General features: G+C 49.3%; 23 protein-coding genes. 4 read left to right on the top strand and 19 right to left on the bottom strand.

Annotated elements, in window-relative coordinates:
* Positions 1-96: 96 nt before the first annotated feature.
* The 13 genes from BLW68_RS06525 to manD all read right to left on the bottom strand — a co-directional run bounded on the left by BLW68_RS06525 (position 97) and on the right by manD (position 18,152).
* Complete coding sequence (locus BLW68_RS06525; RefSeq protein WP_092791548.1) at positions 97-807, bottom strand: hypothetical protein; 711 nt, start codon at positions 805-807, stop codon at positions 97-99.
* Positions 808-1,195: 388 nt separating this feature from the next.
* Positions 1,196-2,143 (bottom strand): alpha/beta hydrolase, encoded by a 948-nt coding sequence (locus BLW68_RS06520; protein ID WP_092791546.1) that lies wholly within the window; start codon positions 2,141-2,143, stop codon positions 1,196-1,198.
* Between the two features lie 61 nt (positions 2,144-2,204).
* Entirely contained in the window at positions 2,205-3,371 is a 1,167-nt protein-coding gene (locus BLW68_RS06515; RefSeq protein WP_092791544.1) for a glycoside hydrolase family 43 protein, read from the bottom strand.
* 124 nt (positions 3,372-3,495) lie between these two features.
* The gene (locus BLW68_RS06510) at positions 3,496-4,971 is read right to left on the bottom strand and encodes a CehA/McbA family metallohydrolase domain-containing protein (protein WP_177172177.1); all 1,476 of its coding nucleotides are present in this window, start codon (positions 4,969-4,971) and stop codon (positions 3,496-3,498) included.
* Between the two features lie 4 nt (positions 4,972-4,975).
* Positions 4,976-6,289, bottom strand: a complete 1,314-nt coding sequence (locus BLW68_RS06505; protein WP_092791542.1) for a sugar MFS transporter — start codon at positions 6,287-6,289, stop codon at positions 4,976-4,978.
* Positions 6,286-7,455: an N-acetylglucosamine-6-phosphate deacetylase gene (gene nagA, locus BLW68_RS06500; RefSeq protein ID WP_092791540.1), complete on the bottom strand. Its 1,170-nt coding sequence runs from the start codon at positions 7,453-7,455 to the stop codon at positions 6,286-6,288. The genes BLW68_RS06505 and nagA overlap by 4 nt, the downstream gene beginning before the upstream one ends.
* Before the next feature lie 24 nt (positions 7,456-7,479).
* Positions 7,480-8,472, bottom strand: coding sequence for a glucosamine-6-phosphate deaminase NagB-II (gene nagB-II / locus BLW68_RS06495; protein WP_092791537.1), 993 nt, complete (start codon positions 8,470-8,472; stop codon positions 7,480-7,482).
* Positions 8,469-9,359, bottom strand: a complete 891-nt coding sequence (locus BLW68_RS06490; RefSeq protein WP_177172176.1) for a glucosamine kinase nucleotide-binding domain-containing protein — start codon at positions 9,357-9,359, stop codon at positions 8,469-8,471. Before BLW68_RS06490 ends, nagB-II begins: the two co-directional genes overlap by 4 nt.
* A gap of 32 nt (positions 9,360-9,391) precedes the next feature.
* Positions 9,392-10,468 carry an acyltransferase family protein gene (locus tag BLW68_RS06485; protein ID WP_092791529.1) on the bottom strand — a complete coding sequence of 359 codons (1,077 nt, stop codon included), beginning with the start codon at positions 10,466-10,468 and terminating at the stop codon, positions 9,392-9,394.
* A 13-nt stretch (positions 10,469-10,481) separates the two neighbouring features.
* Entirely contained in the window at positions 10,482-12,779 is a 2,298-nt protein-coding gene (locus tag BLW68_RS06480; RefSeq protein WP_143039927.1) for an alpha-N-acetylglucosaminidase, read from the bottom strand.
* A gap of 80 nt (positions 12,780-12,859) precedes the next feature.
* A complete protein-coding gene (locus BLW68_RS06475) occupies positions 12,860-15,520 on the bottom strand; it encodes a TonB-dependent receptor (protein ID WP_092791523.1) in 2,661 nt (886 codons plus the stop codon).
* Positions 15,521-15,707: 187 nt separating this feature from the next.
* Positions 15,708-16,727, bottom strand: coding sequence for a LacI family DNA-binding transcriptional regulator (locus BLW68_RS06470; RefSeq protein ID WP_068231220.1), 1,020 nt, complete (start codon positions 16,725-16,727; stop codon positions 15,708-15,710).
* Between the two features lie 216 nt (positions 16,728-16,943).
* A complete protein-coding gene (manD, locus tag BLW68_RS06465; RefSeq protein ID WP_092791522.1) occupies positions 16,944-18,152 on the bottom strand; it encodes a D-mannonate dehydratase ManD in 1,209 nt (402 codons plus the stop codon).
* A 202-nt stretch (positions 18,153-18,354) separates the two neighbouring features.
* Between manD and BLW68_RS06460 the strand changes: the two genes are divergently transcribed.
* Positions 18,355-19,104 carry a FadR/GntR family transcriptional regulator gene (locus tag BLW68_RS06460; protein WP_177172175.1) on the top strand — a complete coding sequence of 250 codons (750 nt, stop codon included), beginning with the start codon at positions 18,355-18,357 and terminating at the stop codon, positions 19,102-19,104.
* Between the two features lie 19 nt (positions 19,105-19,123).
* Here the strand turns inward: BLW68_RS06460 and BLW68_RS06455 are convergent, their stop codons facing one another.
* Positions 19,124-20,518, bottom strand: coding sequence for an MATE family efflux transporter (locus tag BLW68_RS06455; RefSeq protein WP_092791518.1), 1,395 nt, complete (start codon positions 20,516-20,518; stop codon positions 19,124-19,126).
* Positions 20,519-20,652: 134 nt separating this feature from the next.
* Between BLW68_RS06455 and BLW68_RS06450 the strand changes: the two genes are divergently transcribed.
* Both BLW68_RS06450 and BLW68_RS06445 read left to right on the top strand, forming a co-directional pair.
* Entirely contained in the window at positions 20,653-21,537 is an 885-nt protein-coding gene (locus BLW68_RS06450; protein ID WP_092791516.1) for a LysR family transcriptional regulator, read from the top strand.
* 290 nt (positions 21,538-21,827) lie between these two features.
* Positions 21,828-22,883: an alpha/beta hydrolase family protein gene (locus BLW68_RS06445; RefSeq protein ID WP_092791514.1), complete on the top strand. Its 1,056-nt coding sequence runs from the start codon at positions 21,828-21,830 to the stop codon at positions 22,881-22,883.
* Between the two features lie 78 nt (positions 22,884-22,961).
* Here BLW68_RS06445 and BLW68_RS06440 read toward each other — a convergent pair whose 3' ends face one another.
* Positions 22,962-23,270, bottom strand: a complete 309-nt coding sequence (locus tag BLW68_RS06440) for a helix-turn-helix domain-containing protein (RefSeq protein WP_092791512.1) — start codon at positions 23,268-23,270, stop codon at positions 22,962-22,964.
* Positions 23,260-23,577, bottom strand: coding sequence for a transcriptional regulator (locus BLW68_RS06435; RefSeq protein WP_177172174.1), 318 nt, complete (start codon positions 23,575-23,577; stop codon positions 23,260-23,262). The genes BLW68_RS06440 and BLW68_RS06435 overlap by 11 nt, the downstream gene beginning before the upstream one ends.
* Positions 23,578-23,761: 184 nt before the next feature.
* On the opposite strand from BLW68_RS06435, the gene BLW68_RS06430 reads away from it, so the two are divergent.
* On the top strand, positions 23,762-24,124 hold the full coding sequence (locus BLW68_RS06430; protein WP_092791510.1) for a hypothetical protein: 363 nt from the start codon (positions 23,762-23,764) through the stop codon (positions 24,122-24,124).
* 118 nt (positions 24,125-24,242) lie between these two features.
* On the opposite strand, the gene BLW68_RS06425 is transcribed toward BLW68_RS06430, so the two are convergent.
* The 3 genes from BLW68_RS06425 to BLW68_RS06415 all read right to left on the bottom strand — a co-directional run.
* Positions 24,243-25,532 carry a hypothetical protein gene (locus BLW68_RS06425; RefSeq protein WP_092791508.1) on the bottom strand — a complete coding sequence of 430 codons (1,290 nt, stop codon included), beginning with the start codon at positions 25,530-25,532 and terminating at the stop codon, positions 24,243-24,245.
* A gap of 88 nt (positions 25,533-25,620) precedes the next feature.
* Positions 25,621-26,286: a hypothetical protein gene (locus tag BLW68_RS06420; RefSeq protein ID WP_092791506.1), complete on the bottom strand. Its 666-nt coding sequence runs from the start codon at positions 26,284-26,286 to the stop codon at positions 25,621-25,623.
* A gap of 27 nt (positions 26,287-26,313) precedes the next feature.
* The coding region (locus BLW68_RS06415) for an ATP-binding protein (protein WP_177172173.1) at positions 26,314-26,551 on the bottom strand (238 nt) is incomplete at its 5' end.

Raw genomic sequence — 26,551 nt, 5'->3', positions numbered from 1 at the left:
GAGGATTTGGCTTGCATAACGCCTCACTCACCGGAATTTTGGGCGTGAAGCGAGTAAAATTTCCGTGTGCAGTGACTTGTTAGCTTGTGACGTATCCTATTCGGGGTAGTAAATGCTTTCACCTACTAAATTTATGAGTGCAATTAAAAAGTGGTATGAAGAAGAGATATATCGTTGTAGTTCAAAATTTATTGAGTTCAGACTTTGGCCTTGGCAACCATTAAAACTTTCAAACTGCGACAATTGTTCATCAACATAATATAAGTGCTTTATTTTATTATTAACCACTCGTAGTTCATTAATACTGCTATATGAACTTATAGCTGTGACATCAATTCCAAAGTTTGACAGGCTTTGTTTCACTACATTCCAATGATGTGAAGAGTTGCCCTCAGGGTTAACAAGTTTGGCCGTCCGGTTAGTAAATTGCTCTATAGTCGCCCATAAGTTTATGATTAAACTTTCATTCGATATTGCCCTAACTTGTTCTTGCTCTTCTTTCCAATTGAAGTTGGGAAATGACATTCTAGCTAAATGCTTTTTTTCTTCAGAAATTTCATCGAACATATGTGCATAATGTTCATTAAACTTCTTGTATACCGGTTCATATTGTACCTTATTGCTTTCATAAACTGTCGTAACATACCGATGAAACATTACGATATCGTCAATTCTCTGCTGAGCTTTTAATCTCAAGCCAAACCTTTCACTCGAATGCTCTCCTTCAGGAAAAACAAAAAAATCGTCTTTAAGTGCTAAATAGGTAACATCTTGAGATTTTTCTAGTTCATCTAATGTAAGTAACATAAGCATCCTTTATTAAAATTTGCGATGAAATAACTTTTGCAAGCTAACGCTTATTCGACGGGTCGGCCCGTACTTAAACACGGGCTAACCTGCCTTTGTAAATTTAATGTACAAGACACTACACCGCTTCTTTAAAACTTACAATAACTTATCGGTACAGTTTATATTTGTGCTGGCGACAAATACGGGTCAGCCCGTCTGACAAATCACTTTTGGCTTTAGCACCGAATTGGATATAAATACAGCGATGTGAGTACAATGATACATACCAGATGGAATTTCTGCTTTTGGCACTTAACAGCTTGTCGGATTAGTTCAGAACTATCAGATAAAGTATTAAGCGCGGTATTTACACATGAAACAACCAGGCAGCTTCGCCGCCTGGTTGTTACTCTTTAACTTTGAACATGCCGTGCATTGTTAGCCAGCTTGTAAAGGCATTAAACCAGCCGGTACTGGTGGTTTCTTTGGGGTACATGCCAAAGCCATGACCGCCCTGCTCGTAAAAGTGAAACTCGACCGGCCTTTTGGCGGCATGCCAGCTCTTGATTAAACCGAATTCACCATTGGCAAAGAATGGATCGTCTGCAGCCAGCGCAACGAATAGCGGTGGTGCATCTGCTGGGACCTCTACCGCATCTATCGGACCGTAGATATTGCCAATAAAGGCGGGCTTAGCGTCTTTATCAACCAGCGTGGTTGCCATAGTAAGCATGGCACCGGCAGAGAAACCCAGCATACCAATACGGTCCGGATCGATGTTCCACTCTACTGCGCGGCTGCGGATCAGCGCGAAGGCTGCCCGGGAGTCTTCCAACTGCGGCGCGAGGCTAAGCTTCATCTGTGCCGGATCAGGCCGTGGCGGCCGGCGCCCGGTTGCCGAAAACATCTCGTCCATCGCCCGTTTAAATTCAGTCATGTCTGCCGGTGTTTGATTTAAGCGATACTTAAGCACAAAGGCTGCGATGCCCTGATTGGCCAGAGCCTGGGCAACCTCCCAGCCTTCGTTATCCATCGACAATGTGCGAAAACCGCCGCCGGGTGCAATGATCACAGCAGCTCCGCTGGCTTTTTTCGGATCGGGCAAAAAGGGGGTCAGCGTGGCAAGGGTAACATTGCGCACAAAGCGGCTGCCATACTGAGCATGCCATGACTCTTGCGTTTGCTCACCTGGCAGTGAGCCGGTACCGATGTCGATCGCCTTGCTCTGATTAGGCGGCGCTATCGGCGTCATGATGTCGTTTGCCTGCGCCAGGGCCTGCGCCGTAAATAAGCAAGCGGCCAGCACAAAGCCCCGTCGGATGCTGGCACACCTTGGTTTTAATATCTGTTGCATATAATGAGTTTCCTTTTTGTATTATCTGAGCTGTATCATCTAAATAGGGCTGTTAAACGCGCTATTTTTTAAACGTTCTGACAATAGGTTGAATGGTGCCATCTGCATTAAAGTACACTCTGTCTACGCACACTGATCTGCGGTAATTACCGCCTCCGGGCAGGTCGGCGCTGTGATAGGCCAGATAGGTGTTGCCGTTAAAATCGAACATCGCCGGGTGAATGGTCGTGGTGTTAGGCAGCGGTTCCATGATGATGCCCTGATACTGCCAGGGCCCGGTGGCGGATGTGCTGGTGGCATAGGCAAGGCTTTCCGGAAAACCCGCGGCATAGACTAAATAATAGAGTCCCTGGTGTTTTGACAGGTAAGGGCCTTCTTCAAAATTAGGCAAGGTATCAACAGTATGAATTTTAACCTTGCTGGTATCGCGGTTTTGCATATTGCCTGACGCATCCCGCGTGTAGCTTTCGCCTTTTAGATGGATTAAATCTGGCTCAAGCTCAACCCACCATAACTGCTGATTGCCCCAATACAGGTAGGCTTTGCCATCATCATCAATAAAAACTGCAGGGTCGATATTACGCCAGCTGTGATCTTTATCTCTGGCGGTATCTTCCAGCAAAATCATCGGCATGCCGCGTGGATCAGTAAAGGGCCCTTCCGGGCTGTCCGATACAGCCACGCCAATCGAAAAGCCAAAGTTGCCGTCGGTTTGGCCGCCTTCTACGGCTGCATAAAAATAATAGCGCGACTTACCCGACGGATCTTTTCGGTGGATAACATGATGGGCGTAAGCGTTGCCGGTTTTTTGATCTCCTCTGGCCCACTTAAAATCTGAGTAGCGCAGTACAGCGCCTTTATTTTGCCAGTTAACCATGTCTGTACTGGTCCATAACCGGTAGTCGTACATGCGATAATCTTTGCCATCCACTGACTGTTCATCGTGCGTGGTGTAAAGGTAAACAGTGTCATCTACCACCATCACGGCGGGATCTGCGGTATAGATAAAGTCCCCCACCTCGTTGGTTGGATCTTTGGTATCGTATTTAATAATAGGGTTGTCAAAGCTTGCGGGGGCGACAGCTGTAGTAGTTTTTTCAACAGATTCAGCTGTTTTTGCACTGCAGGCGAATAAGCCCAAAAGTGATATAACCAAACACAGCTGCACAACCCGGCTCAGATGCGCAAAGGGATTTCTATTGTGTATGGTGTTTTTGGCGATAAACATTGTAGCGTATCCTTACAATCATAATTGGATACGCAACAGTGTGTATAAGTTTTTCTCATAACGGAACGTTGATCCTTTTACGAATCCGTTTAATAGCTTTACCTTATTTGCTGCGCCTTACATATTACATAACCCTGATAAACACCGGGTTGCTGTAAAACCACAGATCATGCCACGGGTTTTCACCTTTTTCGTCCGGCTGCGGTTCCAGTTCGTCGCGCTGATTGGTACCGCGCAGGCGCAGATACTGATCGGCCGTTACTTTGCCAAGTGGCAGCTCAAACACACTAAAACCGTTTTGTTGTCGCCAGTCTTGCTGGTAAAAACGCTGCAATACCCGGGTCGTGCTGGTTTCATCGCTATTACGATCAACTGCCGGGCCGTTGATCTGGCCGATGATGGCATCAACCCTGGCTACCTGCGGGTTATAGCCGCCGGCGTTTAAGGTATCCGGATCACGGAAACGTACCCGCAGTACCAGTTCGTCTTGCGGTGTCACATTTAAGGTTTCACCGATACCGGAGCTACGATCTGAGCCTTTTATTGCAACTTCAACAAATAAGGCGTCAATTAAATCGCCGGTTACAGCAAACACGCGCCCGGCTTTTAAATTGTCGAAAATACTGTCGTAGGTTTTATCGGCGTAAACATAGGTTTTGGCGTATTCACCGGGCCAGAAATCGGCCCAGCCGTCGGTGTAATGACCGTGGCTGTCGGATACGGCAGTTACCCACCATTTGCGCCCTTCGCTAAGCAGGCTATCCCAAACACCACCTAAACGGGCGGTCATTTGATCATAGCCGCCCATGGTGGGGTAACCGGGGTATTCACCGCGCACACCGTCTGGCTTAAGGCTGCCATCGCGGTTAAATACTGCTGCCTGATGGCCTTCGGCACCACTCATGCCTATCACTACCTCAGGTGCAGTATCTTGCCAGTCACGTAATTGTTTGGGGGTAATTTTATTGTATTCACGAAAACCGGTTGCCAGCCGGCCTGGGTGATTCGCCAGCAATAAGGGTTTATCTGGTAAGGCATTCATGGCTTTTAATGCCAGCAGCATATAGGCATCATCGGCTTTGTCCGGTGACGGTGGCATGCCCTGGCGGCCATTGTATTTACTTTCTATTTCATACAGTTGCTGTGCTTCGGTTGGCCGCTTTGGCATAATAAAGGTGGCATGGCGGCCACCGGGGCTATTGCCCGGCACATCAAACTCCATACCGTAAAATTGCAGAATATGCGGCAGGACTTTACGCGACGCCAGCAATTCCGGGTAGGCTTGCTCCAGCGCCAGTTTGGCGCGGTTTGGCCCGCCGTGATCGGTAATCACCAGCCAGCTTAAGCCGTGGTGCGCCGCCATCTGGGCGTTCAGCGGAATGGAATAAATAGCATCACCGCCAATAATAGGGGTGGGCGGAAATACGCTGGTGTCCCAGCGTACGCTGTAATGGCTGTGCACATGATGATCACCGGCCAGCCACTGGCGCGTATCGCTTGCTTCGGTTGCCACCGGGGTTGCTCTGGTTAACGCAGGGCTGTTCTGGCAACCGGTCAGTATCGCTATGCTCAGGCTTAATATGCATACAGCCAACTTCATTAATTTACCTCTTTACAGCGATGTGCTTGGGCTTAGACCCATGCAGCGCGTAATACAAAATCATCGCATAACAGGGCAACAGCACTATATAAGCGCTAACCGGCCCGGTCTGCTCGGATAAGGCACCGTATACCAGCGGCAGCACGGCACCACCGGCAATACCCATAATTAATAAGGCTGAACCTTTGGGGGTTAGCGAACCTAAGCCCGCCAGTGCCAGTGGCCATACTGCCGGCCATACCAGCGCATTAGCCAGCCCCAGTAGCGCCACCAGGCTAACCGGATCCGGCAGCAGCGGAATACCGGCCCAGCCCCATAATAAGGCTGAAATAGCGGTGCTGCCGGCATCGGATAATAAGATTGCCAGCGATAATACCAGCCCCAGCCCGGCAGAAATGGCCAGTGCCTGGCGCTGTGACAGTAAGCGCGGCACTAACAATAAGCCTAAGCTGTACCCCAGTACCATAAAGGCTAACGTATAAGAGGTAAGCGTGGTGGCACCCGGTACTTTTAGTGCAGAGCCCAGCAAGCCAATGGTGTCACCTGCGATGACTTCAACGCCGACATAGCAAAACAGCGTAATAACGCCCAGCACCAGATGGCGGTGCTGCCATACCGAGGCATCGCCCGTGCCAGTGTTAACCGGCGCAGGCTCGGCCGGTAAATCAGGTAAGGCAGAAAAGCGCAGTGCCACTGCCAGTAGCAAAATGGCCACAGCGATACCGGCATAAGGCGTGATTAACTGCAGCGACAACATTTCCAGCTGTTGCTGGCGCTGTGCTTCGTCCAGCAAAGCCAGGCTTTCAGCTGTGATATGTCCCAGGTCCTGCAACACCAGCCAGGTAAATACCAAAGGTGCCAGCACACCGGCACTTTTATTTAAAATGCCCATTAGCGAAATACGCGCTGCGGCAGATTGCTCGGGCCCTACCCTGACCAGATAAGGGTTAGACGCCGTTTGCAATAAGGTAAGCCCTGAGCCCACGACAAACTGTGCCAGCAAAAACACACCAAACTGCTGGCTTAGCGCCGCCGGAATAAACAGCGCACAACCCAGTGCAATCAGGCCAAGGCCAATTGACATGGCATTTTTATAACCCGACCATATCAGCACCCGCGCCATTGGCAGTGCCATTACCACATAAGCAATATAAAAACTAAAGGCGATCAGTAAGGCTTCTACTTCACCCAGCTGGCATACCAGTTGTAAAAACGGGATTAAAGCACCGTTTAGCCAGGTAATAAAACCAAACATAAAAAACAGCACACCGATAATAATAATCGGTTGCAGGCTGCCTGCGGCTTTGCTCTGCGTCATACAACTCTCCTGTTATTGTTATTAATCCGGCTGCCTTGTAGCCAGCACTGCTGTAACTGTAGATCTGCATTAAGCAGCAACATATTGGCCAGCGCGCCCTGTTGCAGGTAGCCCATATCAGTATGCAGGCCACACAATACTGCCGGGTTAGTGCTAAGCGCTTTTAAACCGCTGCCAAGTGGCAATGCTAAATCATGCTGGTAATGACGCAGTGCCGTGTTCATATCCAGTGCCGAGCCAGCCAGCGTGCCATCGGGTAGCGTGAGCTTTAAGCCGTCGCGGCGAATTTCGGTATCCTGATAGGCTAAGCTTTGTAGCTCGCTGCCGGTATGTGCCATCGCATCGGTGACCAGGATCAGTTTGTCTTCACCTTTACATTGCGCAGCAATACGGGCAGATAACGGATGTACATGCAGATGATCGAGAATAAGGCCGCAATACACCTCTTTGCTTGCCAGGGCCGCCCCCACCATACCGGGTTCGCGGCTGGTAAGCGGTGACATAGCATTAAATAAATGGGTAAAACAGCGGGCTCCGGCGTCAATGGCGGCCAGCGCTTGTTCTGCCGTTGCGGCAGAATGGCCCAGGCTGACGATAACGCCCGCAGCACATAACTGGCGAATTTGCGCTACCGGCACTGTTTCCGGTGCCAGTGTCACCATAACGGTGCCCAGATCTTTACGGCAAAACAGTGCCAGCTCAGCATCGGATAACGGCCGGATACAGTCTGCCGGGTGAATGCCCCGCCGGGCGGTTGAAAGATGCGGCCCTTCAAAGTGAATGCCCACTATCGTATGCCCGGCTTGTGGTAACAGCGCAGCCACCGCATCGGCGGCATGCTGCATTACCTGCAATTTATCGGTAATAACCGTAGGCAGCATGGCGGTGGTACCAAACTGCAGATGCGCCTGGCTGATAGTGCGTAGCGCGGCAATATCCGGCTGCTGGTTAAATAACACGCCCCCGCCACCATTTACCTGAATGTCAAAAAAACCGGGGCAAAGCAGCCCCTGCAACTGTTGGCTGTGTTGTGCCGGTTTAACCCCGGCCTCAATAGCGCTGATACGGCCGTTTTGCCACTCAACCCTGACATCCTTTAGCTGCTGCCTGCCATCAAAGCACTGCGCCACATACAGGGTTTGCATAACGCTATTTGCCAAACTCATAATTTAACACTCGCAATTTAACACTCACAGCGTAATGGTCACTTTATTCAGCCCCACCGGGGCATCCGGGTTTTTGCCCATCGCCACCGCTATGGCTTCAATATCCAGATAAAAGCGCTGCATCAGCAATAATGGCTGCAGGCGCGGATGAATATCCGCCAGGGTGCTGTGCAGTGTTACTACCTCAGCACCGCGCTTTTTCACCTCACTGATTTGCACCTGGTGCGCAGCGGTACTTTCATCCTCCAGCGCCACATTTAACAAGGTCAGCGGCTGGTTAAGTAAGGATACCGGGCCGTGTAAAAACTCGGCGCTGCTAAAAGCTTCGGCCTGAATACCGCATACTTCTTTAATTTTAAGCGCAATTTCACGGCTGATGGCATAACCGAAGGCCCGCCCTAACACCACACAATGCCGCAATTGCTGCAGGTGCGCCAATTGCAACTGAGCCGGTTGCGCCAGTACGCTTTGCAGGGCTTGCGGCAAGCTGGTTAATGCGCCAAGCAGCGCGGCGTCCTGTTTCCAGTGCGCCACCAGCTGTAATATCGCCGCCAGCGTACACAAATAACTTTTGGTTGCCGCTACGGCTTTTTCCGGCCCGGCCAGTAACGGCACTGCATAGTCGGCCAGTGCCGCCAGTGGTGAGCTGATATCGTTTACCAGGGCTATTACCAAAGCGCCGCTTTGTTTGGCTGCGCGGGCTTGTGCCAGTATGTCTTCACTGCGGCCAGATTGTGAAATAAGCAGCACCAGCGCACGTTGCAGTTTAAGCTGACGGGAAAATAAACTGGCCACCGACGGCGCAGCAGCCGCAACCACCACACCCAGTTCTACCTCAATCAGATAGCGGGCAAATACGCCGGCATGATCAGAAGTGCCACGGCCGACAATATAAACAAAGGCCGGATCAAAGCCGCGAATGCGCTCTGCCACTTCTGCATATAAGCTGCCGTTGCTGTCTATTTGCTGTTGAATGCGCTGCCAGGTTTCGCTGGCTTCCTGTCGCATTAATGTCATATTACTTTCTCCAGAAAATACTGCCGGGCCAGTGCAGCAGCGCCAACTTCCGGCGAGCCCTGCACCGGGCTAAGTTGCTGTTGTAATGCTGCCGGTAATAATGCGGCCAGCTGCGGTGCTAAACCGCCAATCATGGCAATGCGGGTTGCGCCGGTGTGTTGCAGCCGTTGCAGTAAGGCCTGAATATACCCCAGACCCCGTGCTGTAATATCACAGGCATAAGGGTCGCCCTGTTGCTGTTGTTGCAATACCAGGGGTGCCAGCTGGCCGTACTCTGCCGCTTTGTAGCCCATGCAGCAGCTGATCAGATCGGTATTGCTGCTAACACCCAGGCGGCGGCAGATACTGCGGGTCAGTTCTGTTGCCGGTTGTAAGCCATCCAGCACGTCCAGCGTGGCACACACGCCCTGCCAGCCGAGCCAGGCACCGCTGCCCCGATCGCCCAGCGGAAAGCCCTGCGCACTAAATAGCCATTGTTCACCGTTGACACTGGCAAAAGCGGCTGTACCGGTACCGGTGATCAAAATGGCGCCATCTTGTGCGGCATGGGCACCCAGGCAGGCAATATGTAAGTCGGTGGTAACCTGCAGCGAAGCAAAAGGATGCTGCCAGTCCTGCATTAGCTGCTGTACCCGCGGCACATTCACACCGGCCAACCCCAGCACAACATGGCACTGTGCCTGTAGTGCTGTGGCAAAGCCGGCTTTTTGCAACACCAAATGGCAAGCCATTAGCACCGAATCGACGGTTTGTGTAAAATCGGTCGCCGGATTAGCTGGCCCTGCTATTGCTTCAGCCAGCAATTGGCCGTTGGCATTTTCCAGCCGGGCTTTACATTTGCTGCCACCGCCATCAACCCCGATAAAAAGTGGTTCGCTTTGCTGCACTAAAATCTCCTCAGACTGCACTACTGATGTCATTAAATTTTTACGAAGATTTTGCGCTGATACATCCACCATACCGGCAGATAACACAGGGCCACAAAGGCCGCTATCCATAGCCCGGCACTGAAAAACCGGCTTAAGCCAAGTTGCTCTGCCAACTGTAAATAACTGCCGTGTACCGACACACCTGCTAGCGGCAATTCCAGCAGTTTTTCCAGCGCCACATGCAGTACATAGGCAACGATGGCATTGGCGCCAAACACCAGCGGAATATGGCTGAACTTGCGGTATTGCTGTACATCGGTATACCAAACCAGCAATGCCAGTACCATGCTGGCCATACCGCTGGTTACCAGTACAAAAGAGCTGCTCCAGATTTGTTTAATCAGCGGAAACCATAAACTCCACAGGCAACCGAGCAAAAAGCTGCTAAACCCCAGCACAAACAGCAGCATTACCAGTTGCGGCAGGTGCTGCTTATATTGCAGTACCAGCCGGCCCATAATGACGCCAAATAAACCGCTGGCGATAGCCGGATAAGTGCTGAGCAAGCCTTCCGGATCCCAGCTGCCACGCCATAACATACCGGGCAGAAACTGGCTGTCGAACCAGTTAATCAGGTTAGCGTCGCGCTGCAGTTGCCCGGCACTAAGCCCAGGTGCCGGTACCAGTAAAATCAGCAACCAGTAACTCAGCAGAATAAATACCGTGATCTGTACCAGGCGTTTGGTACTGCAGTGCATCGACAGCAGTGAGCACGCCAGATACACCAGCGCAATACGTTGCAGTACGCCAAGAATGCGCAGCTCGGCAAATTTCAGGTAAATCAGGTTAACGAAGATGCCAAGGCCAAACAGGATCAGCGTGCGGCGCAAAATTTTTACCCGCACTGCGCTAAGCTGCTGTGCCGTGCGTGCTACCGGCTGTAACCCGATAGCCACCGCCACACCAACAATCACCAGAAAGAACGGAAAAATAAAATCGGCAAAAGTAACACCATCCCAGTAGGCATGGGAAAACTCGCCATAGGTGTTAGGGCTGTTCACCATAATCATAAACAGAATGGTTAAACCACGAAATAAATCTAATGCCAGCAAACGTTGTGATTGCATAGTGCCTTCCTGCTTAAAGGTTTGACGGCGGCGCTTTGCTAGCCGTTACCAGCTGCTGCAGCGCTTTTACGGCTGATACCACATCGGCCGGCACTGTTGATGCTGGTGGTAATTGCTGGTCCAGCCAGGCGTTTTCCCATTCGATTAAGCGCTGCTCCAGTGCGGCAGTATCCAGTGGCTTACCACTTAACGCGGCCTGACGCTGGGCATCGAAAAACACCTGCCAGCGCGGCAGATAAAAGTGGGCGTACATACCTTGCCAGGCTTTGGAGGCATAGTCTTTTAAGCTGCTGCCGCCCCAAATTGTTACCTGCTTACGCGCATTGCGCTCATAAAAGGCTGCCAGCTCCGGCGTGTCCGCGTAGGCGCGGGCATCGTTAACCCAGCTGTATAACGTTTCCTGCTGACCGCCAATTAATGCATCCACACCCAGTATCAGTTGCTCTGCCTGACGGCGGAAATTATCGCCCTGCTCCACTTTGCCCTGCTGATAGGCCAGGGCGGTATGTTGGAGCAGCATATCAATATGTTGGGTAACCGCATGGCGGGAAAAATCGACCAAATCATAGCGGAATAACGCCGTACTTTGCTCTTTCGCCGGCAGCGCGACCAACTGCTGCAATGCCTGATCCAGCAAGGCTAAGTCGCCCGGCGCACCGGTAGAACGCAGATACTCCGTTGAGGGCCGTTTAAATAGCAGATAAGCACCGGCTGAACCTTCCCACCAGCGCGGGTCCCAATACCTGGTGCTAAGCACGGCTTTGTACAGTTTATTCCAGGCCGACAGTAACGCCGGGCTGGTGCTGCCGTAACGGGCATTCAGGTATTGTTGCAACCACTCAGTTGGTGCGGTGGCTTGCCCTTGCCAGGCCACGTCAAACATATATTCGTATGCCGATGATGTGCCGTGGATCCCCTCCGGAAATACGCCATAGCCGGTTAAATTGCCTTTTTCTTCATGGTTTAGGGCATAAGCAGTTTTTTCGCGGTAGAAATCAAAATCGGCATATACCGGGTTACTGCCACCGTAATTATGGATAAAACCGAACACCCACTGCTTACCATAAAAACCTTTAGCGCCCTGCCACACGTCGTAGCGGTCGTTACCAATATCGTGGATCATCATTTTGTCATCCGGGATCCGGCTTAAAAATGCCTGAATAGACTCCAGATCCCAGAAATGCCGATCTGAGCCAAACATCCAGCCCTGCATTACCCAGGTGGCATTGGGCACAACCTGCGCCAATGACTGGTACAGTGCTTCGCCATAACCGGCCAGATCCTGATAGCGGTTATCGCTTGATACCGGCGGCAGCATTTCGTTAAAGGCATCCATCAGGTAATAGTGCTGCTCGCCATATTCGGCGTTGTATAACTCAATAAAGCGTTTGGCCACTTTGGCAAACAGCGGATCGGCAGGGTCCAGCCAGTAGGTGGGTTTAGGAAAACCACTCCAGGCTTTCATTTCAATAATTCTGGCGTCGGGGAACATTTTAACAAACTGCTCCGGCACATAACCGGAAAACGCCGGTACTACCGGTTTCATGTCGTAGCTGGCCATTTTTTGCAGGATTTGCTTTTGTAACTGATGTTTTTTATCGATATAAGCCTGTGGCAACGGGCCTTCATGGCCTTCAATATTGCCCATCCGCTGCCAGGGCGTAAACGCCGGGCCAGAGAAGTAAGCCGCCAGCTCTTCATCTGACACACCAAACTCACGCCACAGCTGCTGCCAGATATATTCCTGGCCTTCCATTGCTACCGGGTTATTTACCCCGTGCAATGCCATCCAGTCCAGTTCCTGCTGCCAGCGATCCCAGCTCCACCAGGGCGTGGTGTAACCATAAGCACAAACATTTAAGTAAGCGCGCTGCTGAAATAATGCCGTAACCCGCTCGGCCGGGTAATCGGCAAACTGCTGTGGCAACTGCACCCGGTTGCCCTCCCAGCTTACCGACATAGCGCCAATCTGGCGCAGATATTCATAAGTACCATAACTTAGTGCCGTTAACGCATTGGCACTGACATAAAGCTGGCCGCTCTTGGCCTCCACCTGATACCAATCTGGCAGTTCATCGTTAACCAGCGAAAAATGCACATGCGGCACAGCCTGGCCTGCCACCCGTTCAAACAGCTGTCGCACCGGCTCTGCAGCTGCACTGTTTTGTTGCTCTGCCACCAGGCTTTGCGGTTGCTCAACTACCGGGCTGCAACCGGTTAACAGCGCGCCAGCCAATAAGCAGGATGCCAGTACCTTACGGCGAAACTGAGACAAATTTAACGGGGATAAATTCATTGGGAATAAATGCATGGAGTGTCCTTTTTACTATCGTTTTTATAGTGAACAATACAGGGCCTGCCCCAGGCGGCAGGCCCTGTTACTACGGAGGCTTACATGCTAAAGCTTACACCCAGATAGTAGCTGCGGCCGATCACACTGGTGGTTTGCCAGGCACGGGTTTGCTCATCGCGGTAGGCTTCTTCATCTTTACCGGCTACGTTCAGTGCGCCAAAACGCATCGACCACTGATCGCTGATGGTCCAGCCTAGCAGCAAATCTACCTGATTACGGCCGTTTACTACCCGGCCTTCACGGGCAAAGAACGCATCGCTGCTGTCCTGCACATAGGGGCTGCGATGGTTCAGCGCTACGCGGGCACTGAATTGTTCATTTTCCCAGTAGGCGGTAATATTCCAGGTTTGCTCAGATGAATTACTCAGGGTAAAACCTTCGCTTTCATCCACCAGAATGCGGGTATAGTTAGAACTTAAACCAAAACCGGCTACCGGTAACAGGCTGTCCAGCCCCTGGTTCCAGCCAATTTCGTAGCCTTTTACGGTAAGGGTTGAACTGTCGTTGTAAATGGCGGTGATATCGTAAATATTGCCGCTGGCGTCAACGCATTCTGAACCGGCCATACTCAGGGCAGTGCCGTTGTATTGCGTTGGGCACACCAGCTCACTGACGGTACCGTTTTTAATATCTTTCTGAAACAGGTTTACCGTTAACGAATCACCCGGGCTGTAGTACCACTCCCAGCCTAAATCCAGCTGATTAGCCGTCAGCGCTTTTAGCTCTGGCTGGCCCAGGTTTACCGAGTAGGTGCGGCTGCCAACTGAGTTTGCGCCTGAGGTTTCTGACGGTGCTAACTGGGTATTAGAGGTCAGAATAGGCCTGACCAATACCTTGGCAGCAGCCAGACGCACCTGCATATCATCGTTCAGTGCCAGCACAAAGTTAGCACTTGGCAGGAAGTTGTTGTAATCATAGCTTTGGGTAATTTCACCAATCGCCAGTTTAATTTCTTCGTTGTCCGGGTGGGTGTCGCCGGTAAGATAAGTATTAACATCGCGCTTGGTTTGCTCGTAACGGCCACCAAAATTACCGCGCAGTGCCAAACCAAATACTTCGGTTTCAAAATTAGCCATCAGGTAGGCCGAGGTAATTTGCCGCTCCATTGAATAGCTGGACTGAGCAGCAAACAAAGTCGGCACCGTTACGCCTTCAGCCACCAGTGCATCACGGTAGGCCTGAATATTAGGTGCTATCCAGCTGTGCGGGATACTCATCTTATTGTCGAGAAAATCCGTTACCAGATAACCATACTCAGCCATTGACGGTAAATCTGCCGGATCGGCATCACCAATTGCAGCACGGTCGGTACGGTATACTTCACGCTCCAGTGTTTCTTTACGGTATTTCACGCCGGTAGAAATACTGGTAAAACCGTGCCAATCCAGCAGACGGGTGGCATCAAACTGCACCGCGGTTTCGTCTGAATTCATTCTACGGCTGGCGCCGTTAGGGTATTCATTACGCGGCATCGAAGCCGGGTACAGCGCAGGGTCGGCTAAATCTTCGGCAACATTAAACACCACGTTCGACGGGTTCGAGATATCCAGCGTAGCCTGGGAAATTACTGTCGCTAATATTGCCGCTTCTTCATTGTGTACCGCTTTGCCCGCGGTGTAATGCAGCACGCTGCTAAAGGCCCAGTCGTTCCAGTCGTAATCCAGCTCCAGGGTGTAGGCTTCTGATTTTGCGTCTTTCTGTTCCAGCTGGCGGTTATTTTCGGTGGTAAAGTTATTAATTTGGATCTGGTTATACACGCCATTTTCAGCAGCACCTAAACGGGTGATCTGGTTTTCATTAAACAAAAACACCTGCTGATTCAGATCCTGTTTGGTGTCATCGCCAGCATAAACGGCTGTAAATTTAGCTTCAAATTCGTTGCTGGGCCGCCACTGCAGGGTACCATTAAACAAGGTGCGGTCGGTTTCACGGTCAATACGGCGATAACGCGGCCGGCGCGGCGTAACATCGTCCTGTGCATCAACAAACCAGCGGTCCATCCAGAGGTTATCTACCCGGTCGTCTAACTGCTGATAACCCATGTTCAGCAACACACCCACGGTATTGTCGGCAAACTGGTCAATATAAGTAAAATTGGCTTTTGGTGTAACATCACCGCTGGGTGAAAATTCTGAATACTGGCCATTGGCCGACAGCAGAATTTTTTGCTCTCTGAATGACAAAGGCGAAGCGGTATCAATATTAATGGTGCCGGATAAACCGCCAGTATCCATATCAGCTGTCGGTGATTTAATCACCTCAATCAACGACGCCAGTTCAGTCTGGATAATGTCAAACCGAAAACCACTGGTAAAATCGGCGCTGGCCATCGTCTGACCGTTCAGGGTGGTGCGCGCATATTGCGAGCCAAGGCCGCGCACACTGATTGTTGAGCCACGGCCGTTAACGTTAGAAATTTGTACACCGGGAATGCGCTGAATAGCTTCAGCAATGTTTTCACTGGGAAATTTGCCGATATCTTCCGTGGTAATGGCGTCGGTTACCTTAGTATCCTGGCGTTTAATATCTGCCGCCGCCACTAAACTACCGCGGAAGGTTACTGAAATAACCTCATAATGATCATCATCAGATTCTTTATTTTGCTGTTGCTCCTGGGCCAGCGCCGGAAATAATAACGACGCCAGGATCGATGCAAGAACTGTTTTCTTACCTAACTTGTGCTGATTCAACCTGTTCATACCTGCGCTCTCTTGTTGCCAATTATGGTTTATTGAACGTCTTTGCCTTTGTACCAGTGTTTACTGGTCGGTGATTTATTAACCACTCTGAATTCAAGTTAGCACCACACTGTCAACGTTGTCAATTAAAAATATGACAACGTTGACATAAATTTTAAGCTATTGTTTAGTAATGAAATATTGGTTTTTACAAAGTAGAAACAGAATCACGCAATACCAACTGCAGCTCAAAGCCGCAATGTGCAGTTTGCGTTTCATTCTCCAGCATCAGGCTAATTAACAAGGCCGCTGCTTTGGCGGCAATTTCAGCGTTGGGTTGATGCACCGTGGTTAACCTTGGCCAGGTTTGGCGCGAGAACGGGCTGTTTTCAAAGCCGACTATCGATAAGTCTTGCGGTACGGCAAGTTGGTGCATACGGGCGGTAAATAAAGCACCGGCGGCAATTTCATCATTACAGCCAAACAGTGCTGTGGGTTTGTCGCCGCGTTGTAATAGCTGCTCGGTCATAGCGACACCGGAATCAAAGGTGAAATCACCGGTGATCACCAGTTGTTCTGACACCGTTAAGCCGGCTTCGCGCAGCGCTGCGCAATAGCCACGATAGCGGCCCAATGACGACTGGTGATCTTTGTGATAGCCCAAAAAAGCAATACGGCGGTGCCCCTGCGCCAGCAAGTGCCGGGTAATGTTAAAACCGGCTTGTTCATCGTCGACATAAATGGTCGGGCACAGATCATCCGGCGGTGCCGAGCCTGACACTATACGCACCACTTTGGCCTGCTGAGCCAGCAATTGCTGCACCAGTTCACGGTTTTCTGACAACGGTGGTGTCAAAATCACCCCACCCACCTGATTGCTACCAATAATGGTGGTCAACTCCTGCAACACCTGGCCAGAGTGAGAATCTGTCGGGTGGATCACCAGTTCAAAGCCCTTCTGGCGGCACTGCGATAAAATGCCGTTTTGCATTTCTATTACGTAATGGCTGTTAGGATTATCATAAACAAAGGCCAGCGAAAACGGCGCCGTGCGCATTAGCCGCGCCGTGCGGTTGGGCTGATAATTTAGCTGGGCAATAACCGCCTGCACTCTGGTTTTAATGTCATCGCTGACCCAGGCTTCGTTATTGACCACCCGTGACACCGTTTTAAACGATACCCCGGCCAGCCGGGCCACATCTTTGATGGTAGGTTTTTTGCTCGACATAGCGTCCAATAAGATTAACTAAGCATGCAGCGTGATTAACCGACTTTATACCGGCGCCCGCTGGCTGTCCAAATATCTTTCTGCTTACAACAGCTTAAGTTACACAAAAAACAAAGCCTGAACCAGTGCCAACAGCATTATCTGTGGCTCTGGTGCAGGCTTTAACCAACAATATGGGCTGCTTACCAGTTAAACCCTCTCACCAGTTAAACCCCATTACCAGTTAAACATAGTGCCGTCTTCTAACCGGTTTACCGGCAGATAGGCACGTTTATACGGGTATTTCGCCGCTTTGGCTTCGTCGATATCGACACCATGGCCCGGGGTATCGCCCACCTTCAGATAGCCATTATCAAAATGGTAATCGTGCGGGAACACTTCGTCAGTTTCATCGGTATGGCGCATATATTCCTGAATACCAAAATTTGGCACCCAGGTATCAAAATGCAGCGCCGCGCCCATCGTTACCGGGCTTAAGTCGGTAGCGCCATGGAAGCCGGTACGCACATGGTATAGCTCGGCTAAATGCGCAATACGGCGTAAATGGGTAATACCGCCGGCATGCACTATGGTGGTACGGATGTAATCAATCAGCTGTTCGCTGATCAGTTGCTGACAATCATGGATAGAGGCAAACACCTCACCCACAGCTATGGGCGTAGTGGTATGGTGGCGGAATAAACGGAAACCTTCCTGCAGCTCTGCCGGTACTGCATCTTCCAGCCAGAACAGTTTGTAGGGTTCCAGCGATTTACCCAGCTGTGCCGCTTCAATCGGTGTTAAGCGGTGATGGGTATCGTGCAGCAGATGATGCTCATAACCGTAGGTTTCGCGCAGTGTTTCAAACAGCTTGGGCACGCTGTTCAGGTATTTACTGGTAGACCACAGGTTTTCTGACGGCAAATCGTTATCTGCCGGTTCGTAATACATTTTATCTTTCGATACACCATAGGTACTGGCCAGGCCCGGTATGCCGGTTTGCGCGCGGATCGCTTTATAACCCAGCTCAATATACTTACCCACTTCAGCTACCGTTTCAGCAATATCCCGGCCATTGGCATGGCCATACACCATAACACCGTCGCGGCTGCGACCGCCCAGCAACTGATACAGCGGCATATTGGCGGCTTTGGCTTTAATATCCCACAACGCCACATCAATAGCAGCGATGGCGGTCATGCCCACCGGGCCACGGCGCCAGTAAGCGCCACGGTAGAAAAACTGCCAGATATCTTCTATCTGGCTGGCGTCGCGGCCAATCAGACAAGGGATCAGGTGATCCTGCAAATAACTGGCAACTGCCAGCTCGCGGCCATTAAGGGTGGCATCACCGATGCCATACAGGTCCTGATCAGTGGTGATTTTCAGCGTAACAAAATTTCTGCCCGGACAGGTTACAATAACTTTGGCATCAATGATTTTCATAGTGTTCCTCAACTAAAAACTTGAATAGTGCTGACCAACCGACTAAATTGGTCGGGCCAATTTATAGACACTAGCATCTGGACAGGCCAATTTACAATAAAAAATAATTGGTCCGGCCAATTTTTTTTAAAGCCTATTTTTTGAATAGCCAATTTTTTTTGAAAGCCGATTTTTTTGAAAGCCATTTTTTTGAAAGAGCATGATGACAAAAACTGTACAGACATTACCCAACACCAGCCCACAGCGCCCAACACCCGCAGGCGCAAGGCTTTACCTGCAAATTGCCGAAAAACTGGCCGGGCGGATCAGCGCCGGCGAACTTCCTCCCGGCAGCCGCTTACCGGCCGAGCGTGATCTGGCACAAAGTTATGACGTAAGCCGGCAAACGGTACGCGAAGCGCTGATCGCGCTGGAGGTATCCGGCCTGGTAGAAATTAGGCCAGGATCAGGCATTTATGTGCAAAAAGCGGCAGAAAACCGCCATGGCCTGAAAAGCTCAATAGTGGCTGACGACGCCCCCGGTCCGCTGGAAATTATGGAAGCACGCTTACTGCTGGAAGGCGATGCCGCAGCACTGGCAGCTGAGCGCATCAGCAATGAAGAGCTGCAAAAACTCAAGGCCTACCTGCAACAGATGACGCTGCTGGTACAGGCACAAAAAAGCACTGAAGCTGAAGCTTATGACGGCAAATTTCATCAGTTAATTGCCAGTGCTACCCGCAACAGCGCGCTGCAATCGATGATTGAATGGCTGTGGCAACTGCGTGAAAGCTCAGAGCTAAGCCGGTTATTTGCGCGAAAAATTCAGCAACAGGTAGCCGGGCCCAATATTCTGGCGCACGAGAAAATTTACCAGTGCATCAGCCGGCGCGACGCAGACGGCGCCAGAGCGGCTATGGAAGCGCATATCAGCGAAGTAACCCAGGCTTATTTACTGCTGATTTCCGACTAAAGCGTTAATCCCCCTTTAATTAACCGGCATCAAAAGTAGGATGCTTAGCCACTACTCTATTTGTATCGCCCTGCTGCTTATGCAGTTGCCTCAAGCCTTTGAGGTTAAGCAACAGCATCGGCAGTACAATCAGTACAAAGGCTATGTTGGATAACGGCACAGCCAGCCACACACCATTAATGCCAAGGAATTTTGGCAAAATAAACAGGAATGGCAGCTGAATTAACATATTGCCTAAGGATACAAACAGCGCCTGGCCACTCTTACCAACGGCAACAAAGTAAATTGCAGCCATAAACAAAAAGCCATCTAAAAACAGTGCCATCAAGTGCAGCCGAATACCGTTTTTACTTGCCTCAAGTAATGCATCGTTGCCTGAAGTAAAGATACCGATAAACAGCTGCGGAAAAAGATTAAGCAGTATTACCATAGCAATACCCGAGCCTACCGTGACAGAAAACGCCAGTTTTACCGTTTGCGTAATGCGCTGGTATTGTTTGGCGCCTAAGTAGTAGCTTACCGGCGGCTGCAAGCCGCTTACCAAGCCTTCGGCAAAGAAGTAGTAACAGCTGGCTAAATAACCGACAATCGCAAAGGCCGCCAATTGCGTGGTATCGCCATAGGCCATAAATTGCTTGTTATGAAACGCCATAACAAAGCTGAAATAGATAAACATCACCAGGTTAGATGAGCCTAACTGCACAATACGGCCAGCAATGGCTTTATCCCATTGCTTTATCGCCAGAGCGGTTTTGGCTTTTGATGACATAAAATATCGCAGACACAGCACACAGGTGGCCAGCTGCGCAATTAAAGTGGCGATAGCTGCGCCTTGTAATCCCATATCAAGATGGGCCAGAAACAGGTAGTCCAGCGCAATGTTTGTTAAAGCGCCGACGATAATAAACAATGTTGCCAGGTTCGGGCTGTCATCATTGCGCACCAGCATCGGCATAGCGCTGGCCCCAATGGATATAAGCGCACCAAACGACATGATCTGCACATAGCTCCAGCTCATTTGCATGGTTATGCCGGTTGCGCCTTGCAGCGTTAGCAGGCTTTTACCAAAGGTAATAAACACCAAGGTGGCGAATAAACCAATTAACACCACCAACACAAGCGCGGCAACCAGTGTTGCCTGGGTGGCTGCCAGATTGTTTTCACCGCGGTATTTAGACAACAGGCTGCCACCGCCCATGCCCACCAGCAAACCAAAGCCCATAATTAAACCCAGCAGTGGTAATGCCATATTAATGCCCGCCAGCCCGTTGGCACCAACAAAGTGGCCGACAAAAAAGCCATCAATAATTTGATACAAACCGCTGACTAACATGGCAACGATAGACGGCATAGCAAAACGCCAAAATGCGCCTGCTACAGAGTGTGGCGGCTGAACCGGTGTTACAACTTGCATGACCTGCTACCCATAGTGTGTAAACACCGGCATGATATATAAAAATAAGATACATTAAAGTTAGTTATCATCCGCATAGCGGATAGGTGTAAACCAAGCAACGGCTGTTAGCAGCACCGCTTAAGGAGATAGCAATGAACTGGACCTTAGATCAATTACTGGCCTTTGTTACCGCTGCCGAGCTGGGTTCTTTTTCCGCAGCAGCCAGGCAGCTGCACAAAGCGCAATCGCGCATCAGCAGCGCTATTGCTAATTTAGAACTTGATTTAGGTTTTGAATTATTTGACCGCAGCTCGAAATTCCCGGCCTTAACCGCACTCGGCAAAGAAATACTGCCCGAAGCACGGGCTGTGCTTAACCAATGCCTGCGCTTAGATGCAAGAGCGCTGGCGGCAGCCAATAAAGAGCCCATTTCGCTGCGTATCGCGATAGATGAAGCCTTACCGCTGGAAACCATTCACTCTATCTTTTCTCAGGTAGGCGATTTATTTCCGAACACCCATATGGTTATTACCAATGGCTCACAAGACGACATTGCCACGGCTATTGCCAGGCAAAAAGCCGACCTTGGTTTTATGCTCAGCAATAACGTTCTGCCAGCAGAGTTGACTTTACAGTCTTTGGGCTATTCTAAAAAAATATTGATTGTCGGTAACAAGCACCCGCTGGCCAATGCCGGTGTATTAAGCCTGTCGCAACTGCAGCAGTACCGGCAGTTTGTATTATGTAACCGTTCGGGCGAGAACCGCGAACATGCATTAAGCCCAAACCATTGGGATTTAGACAGTTACTACTTAATTTGTGAGCTGGTAACGCAAAATCAGGGCTGGGCAATAGTGCCGGAACATATCGCCAGGGCGCAGTGGTTTGTTGATCAAATAACAGCGGTAAAAACCGACTTTTTAAGCGATATATTAATTGAAATAGGCATAGTAAAACGCCTCGACAGCCCGAGCAGTGAAATCACTGAGTGGATAACAGAAAAAATGCGCCACTTAATAAACAGTCATGCTGTTTAGAAGAGTAACAGCTAAGATAACTGGATAACTGGGGTCAGATAAAAATTAAACCTGCTTCCGCCACCCTACCGGCCGCCCCCTTTGCCTCATTTGCTGCCGTCGCCCCGTCAAATCTGCCAATTCCTGCATAAACCTGTCATTATCCAGCGACATACCACTTTTTAACGCTTCTTGTTTTTACTGTTTATCCGGATACTGTTAGCGTGGAATAACCTGAAACCAAACCCTAAACCACTTTTCAGCGTATTAAGCGGGTTAGTTTTGGCTCGGTTTTAGAAAAGAGAATTTTTATGCGATCTCATATCATCATTAAAGCATCAGGCGCAGCCGCATTTATTGTTGCTTTGCTGATCTCTTTAATCGGATGCGCGCAAAAACCGGTAGCCGATAATGTTGTCTGGCAACAGCAACTGAATTTGCCCTCGGTAAAATACTCGGCAGAAGTTACTGAGCGCTTGTGGCTGAATATTGAAGAAATCAGTTTTAACTGGCTTGACCAAAGCAGAGATCGGGTTGTGCCCGCTTTGCTATTTAAACCTGCGCGTCAGCAAAAAGCCAAAGCATTAGTTGTATTTTCTCATGGCTTAGGGGGTTCGAAAGAGCGTTACGCTTACCTGGGCCAGTATTGGGCCAGTCAGGGCTATGCCAGCTTACATGTGCAGCATGATGGCAGTGATCGAAAAGTCTGGCGGGGCAGCAGGCTCACGCTACCCTTTCGCTTGATGGACGCGGCTGATTCAACCGAAGCCTTAGCCAGAGTTCAGGATGTGAAGTTTGCTTTAGACCAGATATTAGCGTCAACCCATGCCGCTGATTTTGATAACCAAACTATTGTGATGGCCGGCCACTCGTATGGTGCGAATACCTCAATGTTACTAAGCGGTGCCCAAGTGGAGCAAAACGGCGCCCTGGTCAGCCTGAAAGATGACCGCATCAAAGCGGCCATTCTAATTTCAGCCCCGCCTTTTTATAATGATCAGCCACTGGATAAAGTGCTGGCTGAAGTTAACATCCCTACTTTGCATATCACTACCACCGAAGATGAAATTCGGGTACCGGGTTTTTATTCATCGCCGCAAGACAGATATGACTTGTATAACGCCATGGCCAGTAGCTACAAAGTGCTGGCGGTGTTTAGCTCAGGCAGCCACAATATTTTTTCAGGCTGGCGTGGCAGCAAAGATACGCAGCCACAGCAGCAGGTGATCAAAGCCGCCACCCAGGCGCTATCCAGTGCTTTTATTGAACAGATAACCACTGATGACAGCCAGGCAATAAGCCTGTGGGCACAGCAACACCAGGCTGTGTTGTCTAAGTTTATTCGCTCAGATAATTGGGGGGTATAATTTACGGGCAGTTCAAAGTTAAAGCTGCTTAGGCTATTTAGTTTTTATCCTGCCGCAATTATTCGCAACTATTCCAGTTCAAGCCATTACTTCTTCTAGTATTTGCGGGTATTTCGACACAATTTTCAGCAAGGTTTCAGCTGCGCCTGATGGCTGACGCCTACCCTGCTCCCACTGCTGTAATGTGCGTGGTGAAATATGCAATGCCTTAGCAAATTGCGTTTGTGACAAGCCGCACTTCAGCCGCGTGGCGATAATTTCATTGGGTTCAACAGCATAGCTTTGGCCAATTCTGCCAGCTTTAACATCACGGATCGCCAGCAGCAGCTCTTCGCCAATATTGCGGCCAGCATCTCTTTTCAGCAGCTCTTTTTCATCAATCGGCATTGCCCATCTCCTGTGCTATTTGTTTCAGCAAGTGAGCCGGGATATTCTCCAGCGCACTCTTGGCGTAAATAACTAACAACACCAAAGCCCCGCTTTTAAGTCGAGTCGTGTAAATCACTCTGACTCCGGCGCGTTTTCCGGCTCCTGAGCGCGACCAGCGGATCTTCCTGCAGCCGCCGGAGCCCGGCACCACGTCACCCGCTTCAGGGGTGGCAGCTAAAAAAGCGGCAAATTCGGCTCGTTCTTCTTCAGTCCAATAATCAGGCCACAACTTGGTAAATAGCGGTGATTCAATGATTGTCAGCATAAGCGCACCATACGCCAAAGGAGTATAAAATTCAAGTTGGCGTGCCATTGTATGCTTACAACCAATCACCAGTGACAAGCCAAATTGATAATTATTTGTTTATAAATAGATAATTTATATATATGATTTCAATAATTTTTGCCAACACTAAAGTGGCAGCAAAGCGTCCTTACTACGGCAGGTTATGCATAAATTTGTGGCACAAATAAAGAATATGGTTGTACTAACCCTATTCGCTTTAGTCTTGTCTTCCTGCAGCAATGCCAGCGAGAGTGATGATATTTTCGGCCGCTGGGTAATGACAGAAGTGGTTTATGATGATGGCAGTGTCAATCAACTGGAAGCCGGTAATTTTGTTGATATTAATGCGGATACGATAACAGAGGTTATTAAGGGCTATGGCAACCGACAGTACCCCTACACCAGGCAAGACAATATGCTTACGTTAACTGCGGATGATGAGGAAATTACCTGGCAAATACTCATTGAAGCCACTCATCGTTTAGAATTTGCTACTCCGATAGGAAAATACAAGTTAACCCGCTGAGCAATCGTCCGCCTTGATGACAGATGAAGCAGTCTGTCTTGCTGATGGACAGCGATCTGGCTGCTAACGCGGTTAGAACAGCGGTTTTACCTATTGATACCGAGTAGGCTTATATATGTTATAAGGCGAGCCCATATATGATGTCAGAGAAAGAATTTTGAACTATCCTCCAGTGCCCACCGGGAGTAGACCAGACCGAAGGATTATTTTCTAAGTCTTGGTATATTACGCGTACCGAAACTTCTTTAAACTTTTTTTGACCGTCAACTTCAAAACATAGCTCTGCTATTACTTGAGTAACTGCAGCAGCTTGGTCATCTACACCCAATACTTTGAACGAAACCGGTACATGCTTCCCAAAGTCTTGCCGTGCCATGCCAGCTTTTTTGCCCTTAGGAGTATCGGTAAAGTATAGAAGGGCATCGGCGATGAGACCAAATCGCTTATTGCACCAATGATCTAAAAAGTCAGCCACTGCATGTTCAGGTGTATTTTCAGGCAGACTAGAAATATCTCCTTCAAAGGGCAGGTATGGAATATCCTCAGATATTCTTGGCTTCCATTCTTCAATCGATTTTTTCATAAGGTTTGTTTCAGAAATTTGCTTAAATAACTGTTTCCAAGTTACTTCTTCTTTTGGTTTTGGCTCCTTTTTTCCATCATCAAGTGCTCCAGCCCAGTCTCTCACGGCAAAGAGAGCAGCCCAACACTTTGCTGCCACTAATTTATTATCAAAGGCTAACTCTCGACCATGAAGGATCCCATTTCTGTACGGAATAGATATAGCTTCTTCATTAGTCTTATTTCTACCTTTAGTGAAAATTGAAGCTAGTGTTTGAAGGCCTGACTCATGAGCCGCAATGCAATCCCAAGCTGTCAGATCGACGTTCTCAGCAAAAAAGCCTACATGCTTCGAAACATCGTTTACGAGACCATCAAGCAAACTCAGCAATAACGGTATACACGCATGATATCTACCAGCTAAGTAATCCTCTTCGGCCAATTCCGCAAGCCTTACTCTTTTTCTAAAATCACGATTTCCATTAAATCGTAAGATCCCCCACTTTAATGTTTTTTCGTCATATGAGTCGGCTAAGAATTTTTCCGCCGCTTCCTTCCCTTCAGCATCATGAATATTTATTGCTTTCTGCATCACGTCCGTATTCATTGACTCATATGCGATCCAACCCAGATCCGTAAAACGTTCATTGAACTGGTCAGGTGCCTTTAATATTTCTGCTTGTTTTTTAATATTTTTGAACTCATTGAAGGCGTCTTCCATTTTAGGAAAGAGCTTACGAGCAAACGGAAAAGCCTTGTATAGACTCTCCAGGCTATCAAACGCCTCTAACTGCTTTAACATTTCTGCACTTGTAGGATTATCAATAATCTTCTTTGGCTTACTCACAATGCTTCCTTGAACTTATAAGGCCCGCCACAAATGCCAGCAACTTGCTGCGAGGAGCGCCCAACAGGCAAGTATTTGATGGCAATTGTTAAACCTTTGCGATACGCCGGACAGCTTCTACAATTAACGCCGAAAGTATTGCGGCGCTTAAGTTTGAAGAAGCAAGGTAGACCAATACGTCGATCGCCAAGTTAATAATTAGCCAAGAAAATAGATATACGCGGCGAAAGGCGATAACCTGCCAAAGCTTCGGTTTGAATACAGAAAACCGCGTCCTTGTACACTCAATCACTCTTTTATCATCATTCTTATCGTAGTCTTCCCGTGGTTCGATAAGAATGTACTGCAAAAAATACTTGTAGAACAAAACCTCAATTATTGATTTCCTGAATAGATTTGACCACATACCACTGGGTACATGCATCGATAGGTGCATAGCAACACCATACTCATCCGATTCATACCTATTAGAATTAAAGTTTCTGACTGAAGATGTTGTAACCAAACTCTCGATAAGCTCTTCACCAAACAGCACCTCAATAAAGCACAGATATACCCACCTGTACCAGGTAATGTGCTCTTTAACTTCGTTATTTCTAAAAGCAAACCCCTTAAAAAGGTTTTGCTTAGGGATTTCGGTATTATCTACAACTCGGTAATTTTTCATATTCAGGTATAACTGCGTATTTCGGTTTGTCCGGCCACCTGTTCCGGTTTCATCCGGCCAGGCGTTTCGGTGTGATCCGGCCAGCATGATCTGACCTTCGTTTATGCTCTCTTTTTACCCGACTTCTTCACCCTGAACCAGTGTTTTTTTACGTTGTGACTCACCTGTTAATTCTAGTCGGTGGGCGTTGTGGATCACTCTGTCTAATAGCGCATCTGCGACAGTCGGGTTATCCATCAGACCGTACCATTCTGAGACCGGTAACTGACTGACGATGATCGTGCTGCGTTGCTCGTAGCGATCTTCAATCACGTCCAGTAAATCACTGACTTGCTTACCTTTAAATCCCTCA

The sequence above is a fragment of the Rheinheimera pacifica genome, from assembly GCF_900108485.1.
In the GTDB taxonomy this organism is placed as follows: domain Bacteria; phylum Pseudomonadota; class Gammaproteobacteria; order Enterobacterales; family Alteromonadaceae; genus Alishewanella; species Alishewanella pacifica.
Note: the sequence above shows the minus strand (reverse complement) of the source record. Positions and strands in the feature narration are given on the sequence as shown.

Bases quoted from the DNA above. Each gene is read 5' to 3' on its own strand.
- BLW68_RS06525 (WP_092791548.1), bottom strand. From the start codon at position 807: ATGTTACTTACATTAGATGAACTAGAAAAATCTCAAGATGTTACCTAT.
- BLW68_RS06520 (WP_092791546.1), bottom strand. From the start codon at position 2,143: ATGCAACAGATATTAAAACCAAGGTGTGCCAGCATCCGACGGGGCTTT.
- BLW68_RS06515 (WP_092791544.1), bottom strand. From the start codon at position 3,371: ATGTTTATCGCCAAAAACACCATACACAATAGAAATCCCTTTGCGCAT.
- BLW68_RS06510 (WP_177172177.1), bottom strand. From the start codon at position 4,971: ATGAAGTTGGCTGTATGCATATTAAGCCTGAGCATAGCGATACTGACC.
- BLW68_RS06505 (WP_092791542.1), bottom strand. From the start codon at position 6,289: ATGACGCAGAGCAAAGCCGCAGGCAGCCTGCAACCGATTATTATTATC.
- nagA (WP_092791540.1), bottom strand. From the start codon at position 7,455: ATGAGTTTGGCAAATAGCGTTATGCAAACCCTGTATGTGGCGCAGTGC.
- nagB-II (WP_092791537.1), bottom strand. From the start codon at position 8,472: ATGACATTAATGCGACAGGAAGCCAGCGAAACCTGGCAGCGCATTCAA.
- BLW68_RS06485 (WP_092791529.1), bottom strand. From the start codon at position 10,468: ATGCAATCACAACGTTTGCTGGCATTAGATTTATTTCGTGGTTTAACC.
- BLW68_RS06480 (WP_143039927.1), bottom strand. From the start codon at position 12,779: ATGCATTTATTCCCAATGAATTTATCCCCGTTAAATTTGTCTCAGTTT.
- BLW68_RS06475 (WP_092791523.1), bottom strand. From the start codon at position 15,520: ATGAACAGGTTGAATCAGCACAAGTTAGGTAAGAAAACAGTTCTTGCA.
- BLW68_RS06470 (WP_068231220.1), bottom strand. From the start codon at position 16,727: ATGTCGAGCAAAAAACCTACCATCAAAGATGTGGCCCGGCTGGCCGGG.
- manD (WP_092791522.1), bottom strand. From the start codon at position 18,152: ATGAAAATCATTGATGCCAAAGTTATTGTAACCTGTCCGGGCAGAAAT.
- BLW68_RS06460 (WP_177172175.1), top strand. From the start codon at position 18,355: ATGACAAAAACTGTACAGACATTACCCAACACCAGCCCACAGCGCCCA.
- BLW68_RS06455 (WP_092791518.1), bottom strand. From the start codon at position 20,518: ATGCAAGTTGTAACACCGGTTCAGCCGCCACACTCTGTAGCAGGCGCA.
- BLW68_RS06450 (WP_092791516.1), top strand. From the start codon at position 20,653: ATGAACTGGACCTTAGATCAATTACTGGCCTTTGTTACCGCTGCCGAG.
- BLW68_RS06445 (WP_092791514.1), top strand. From the start codon at position 21,828: ATGCGATCTCATATCATCATTAAAGCATCAGGCGCAGCCGCATTTATT.
- BLW68_RS06440 (WP_092791512.1), bottom strand. From the start codon at position 23,270: ATGCCGATTGATGAAAAAGAGCTGCTGAAAAGAGATGCTGGCCGCAAT.
- BLW68_RS06435 (WP_177172174.1), bottom strand. From the start codon at position 23,577: ATGCTGACAATCATTGAATCACCGCTATTTACCAAGTTGTGGCCTGAT.
- BLW68_RS06430 (WP_092791510.1), top strand. From the start codon at position 23,762: ATGCATAAATTTGTGGCACAAATAAAGAATATGGTTGTACTAACCCTA.
- BLW68_RS06420 (WP_092791506.1), bottom strand. From the start codon at position 26,286: ATGCTGGCCGGATCACACCGAAACGCCTGGCCGGATGAAACCGGAACA.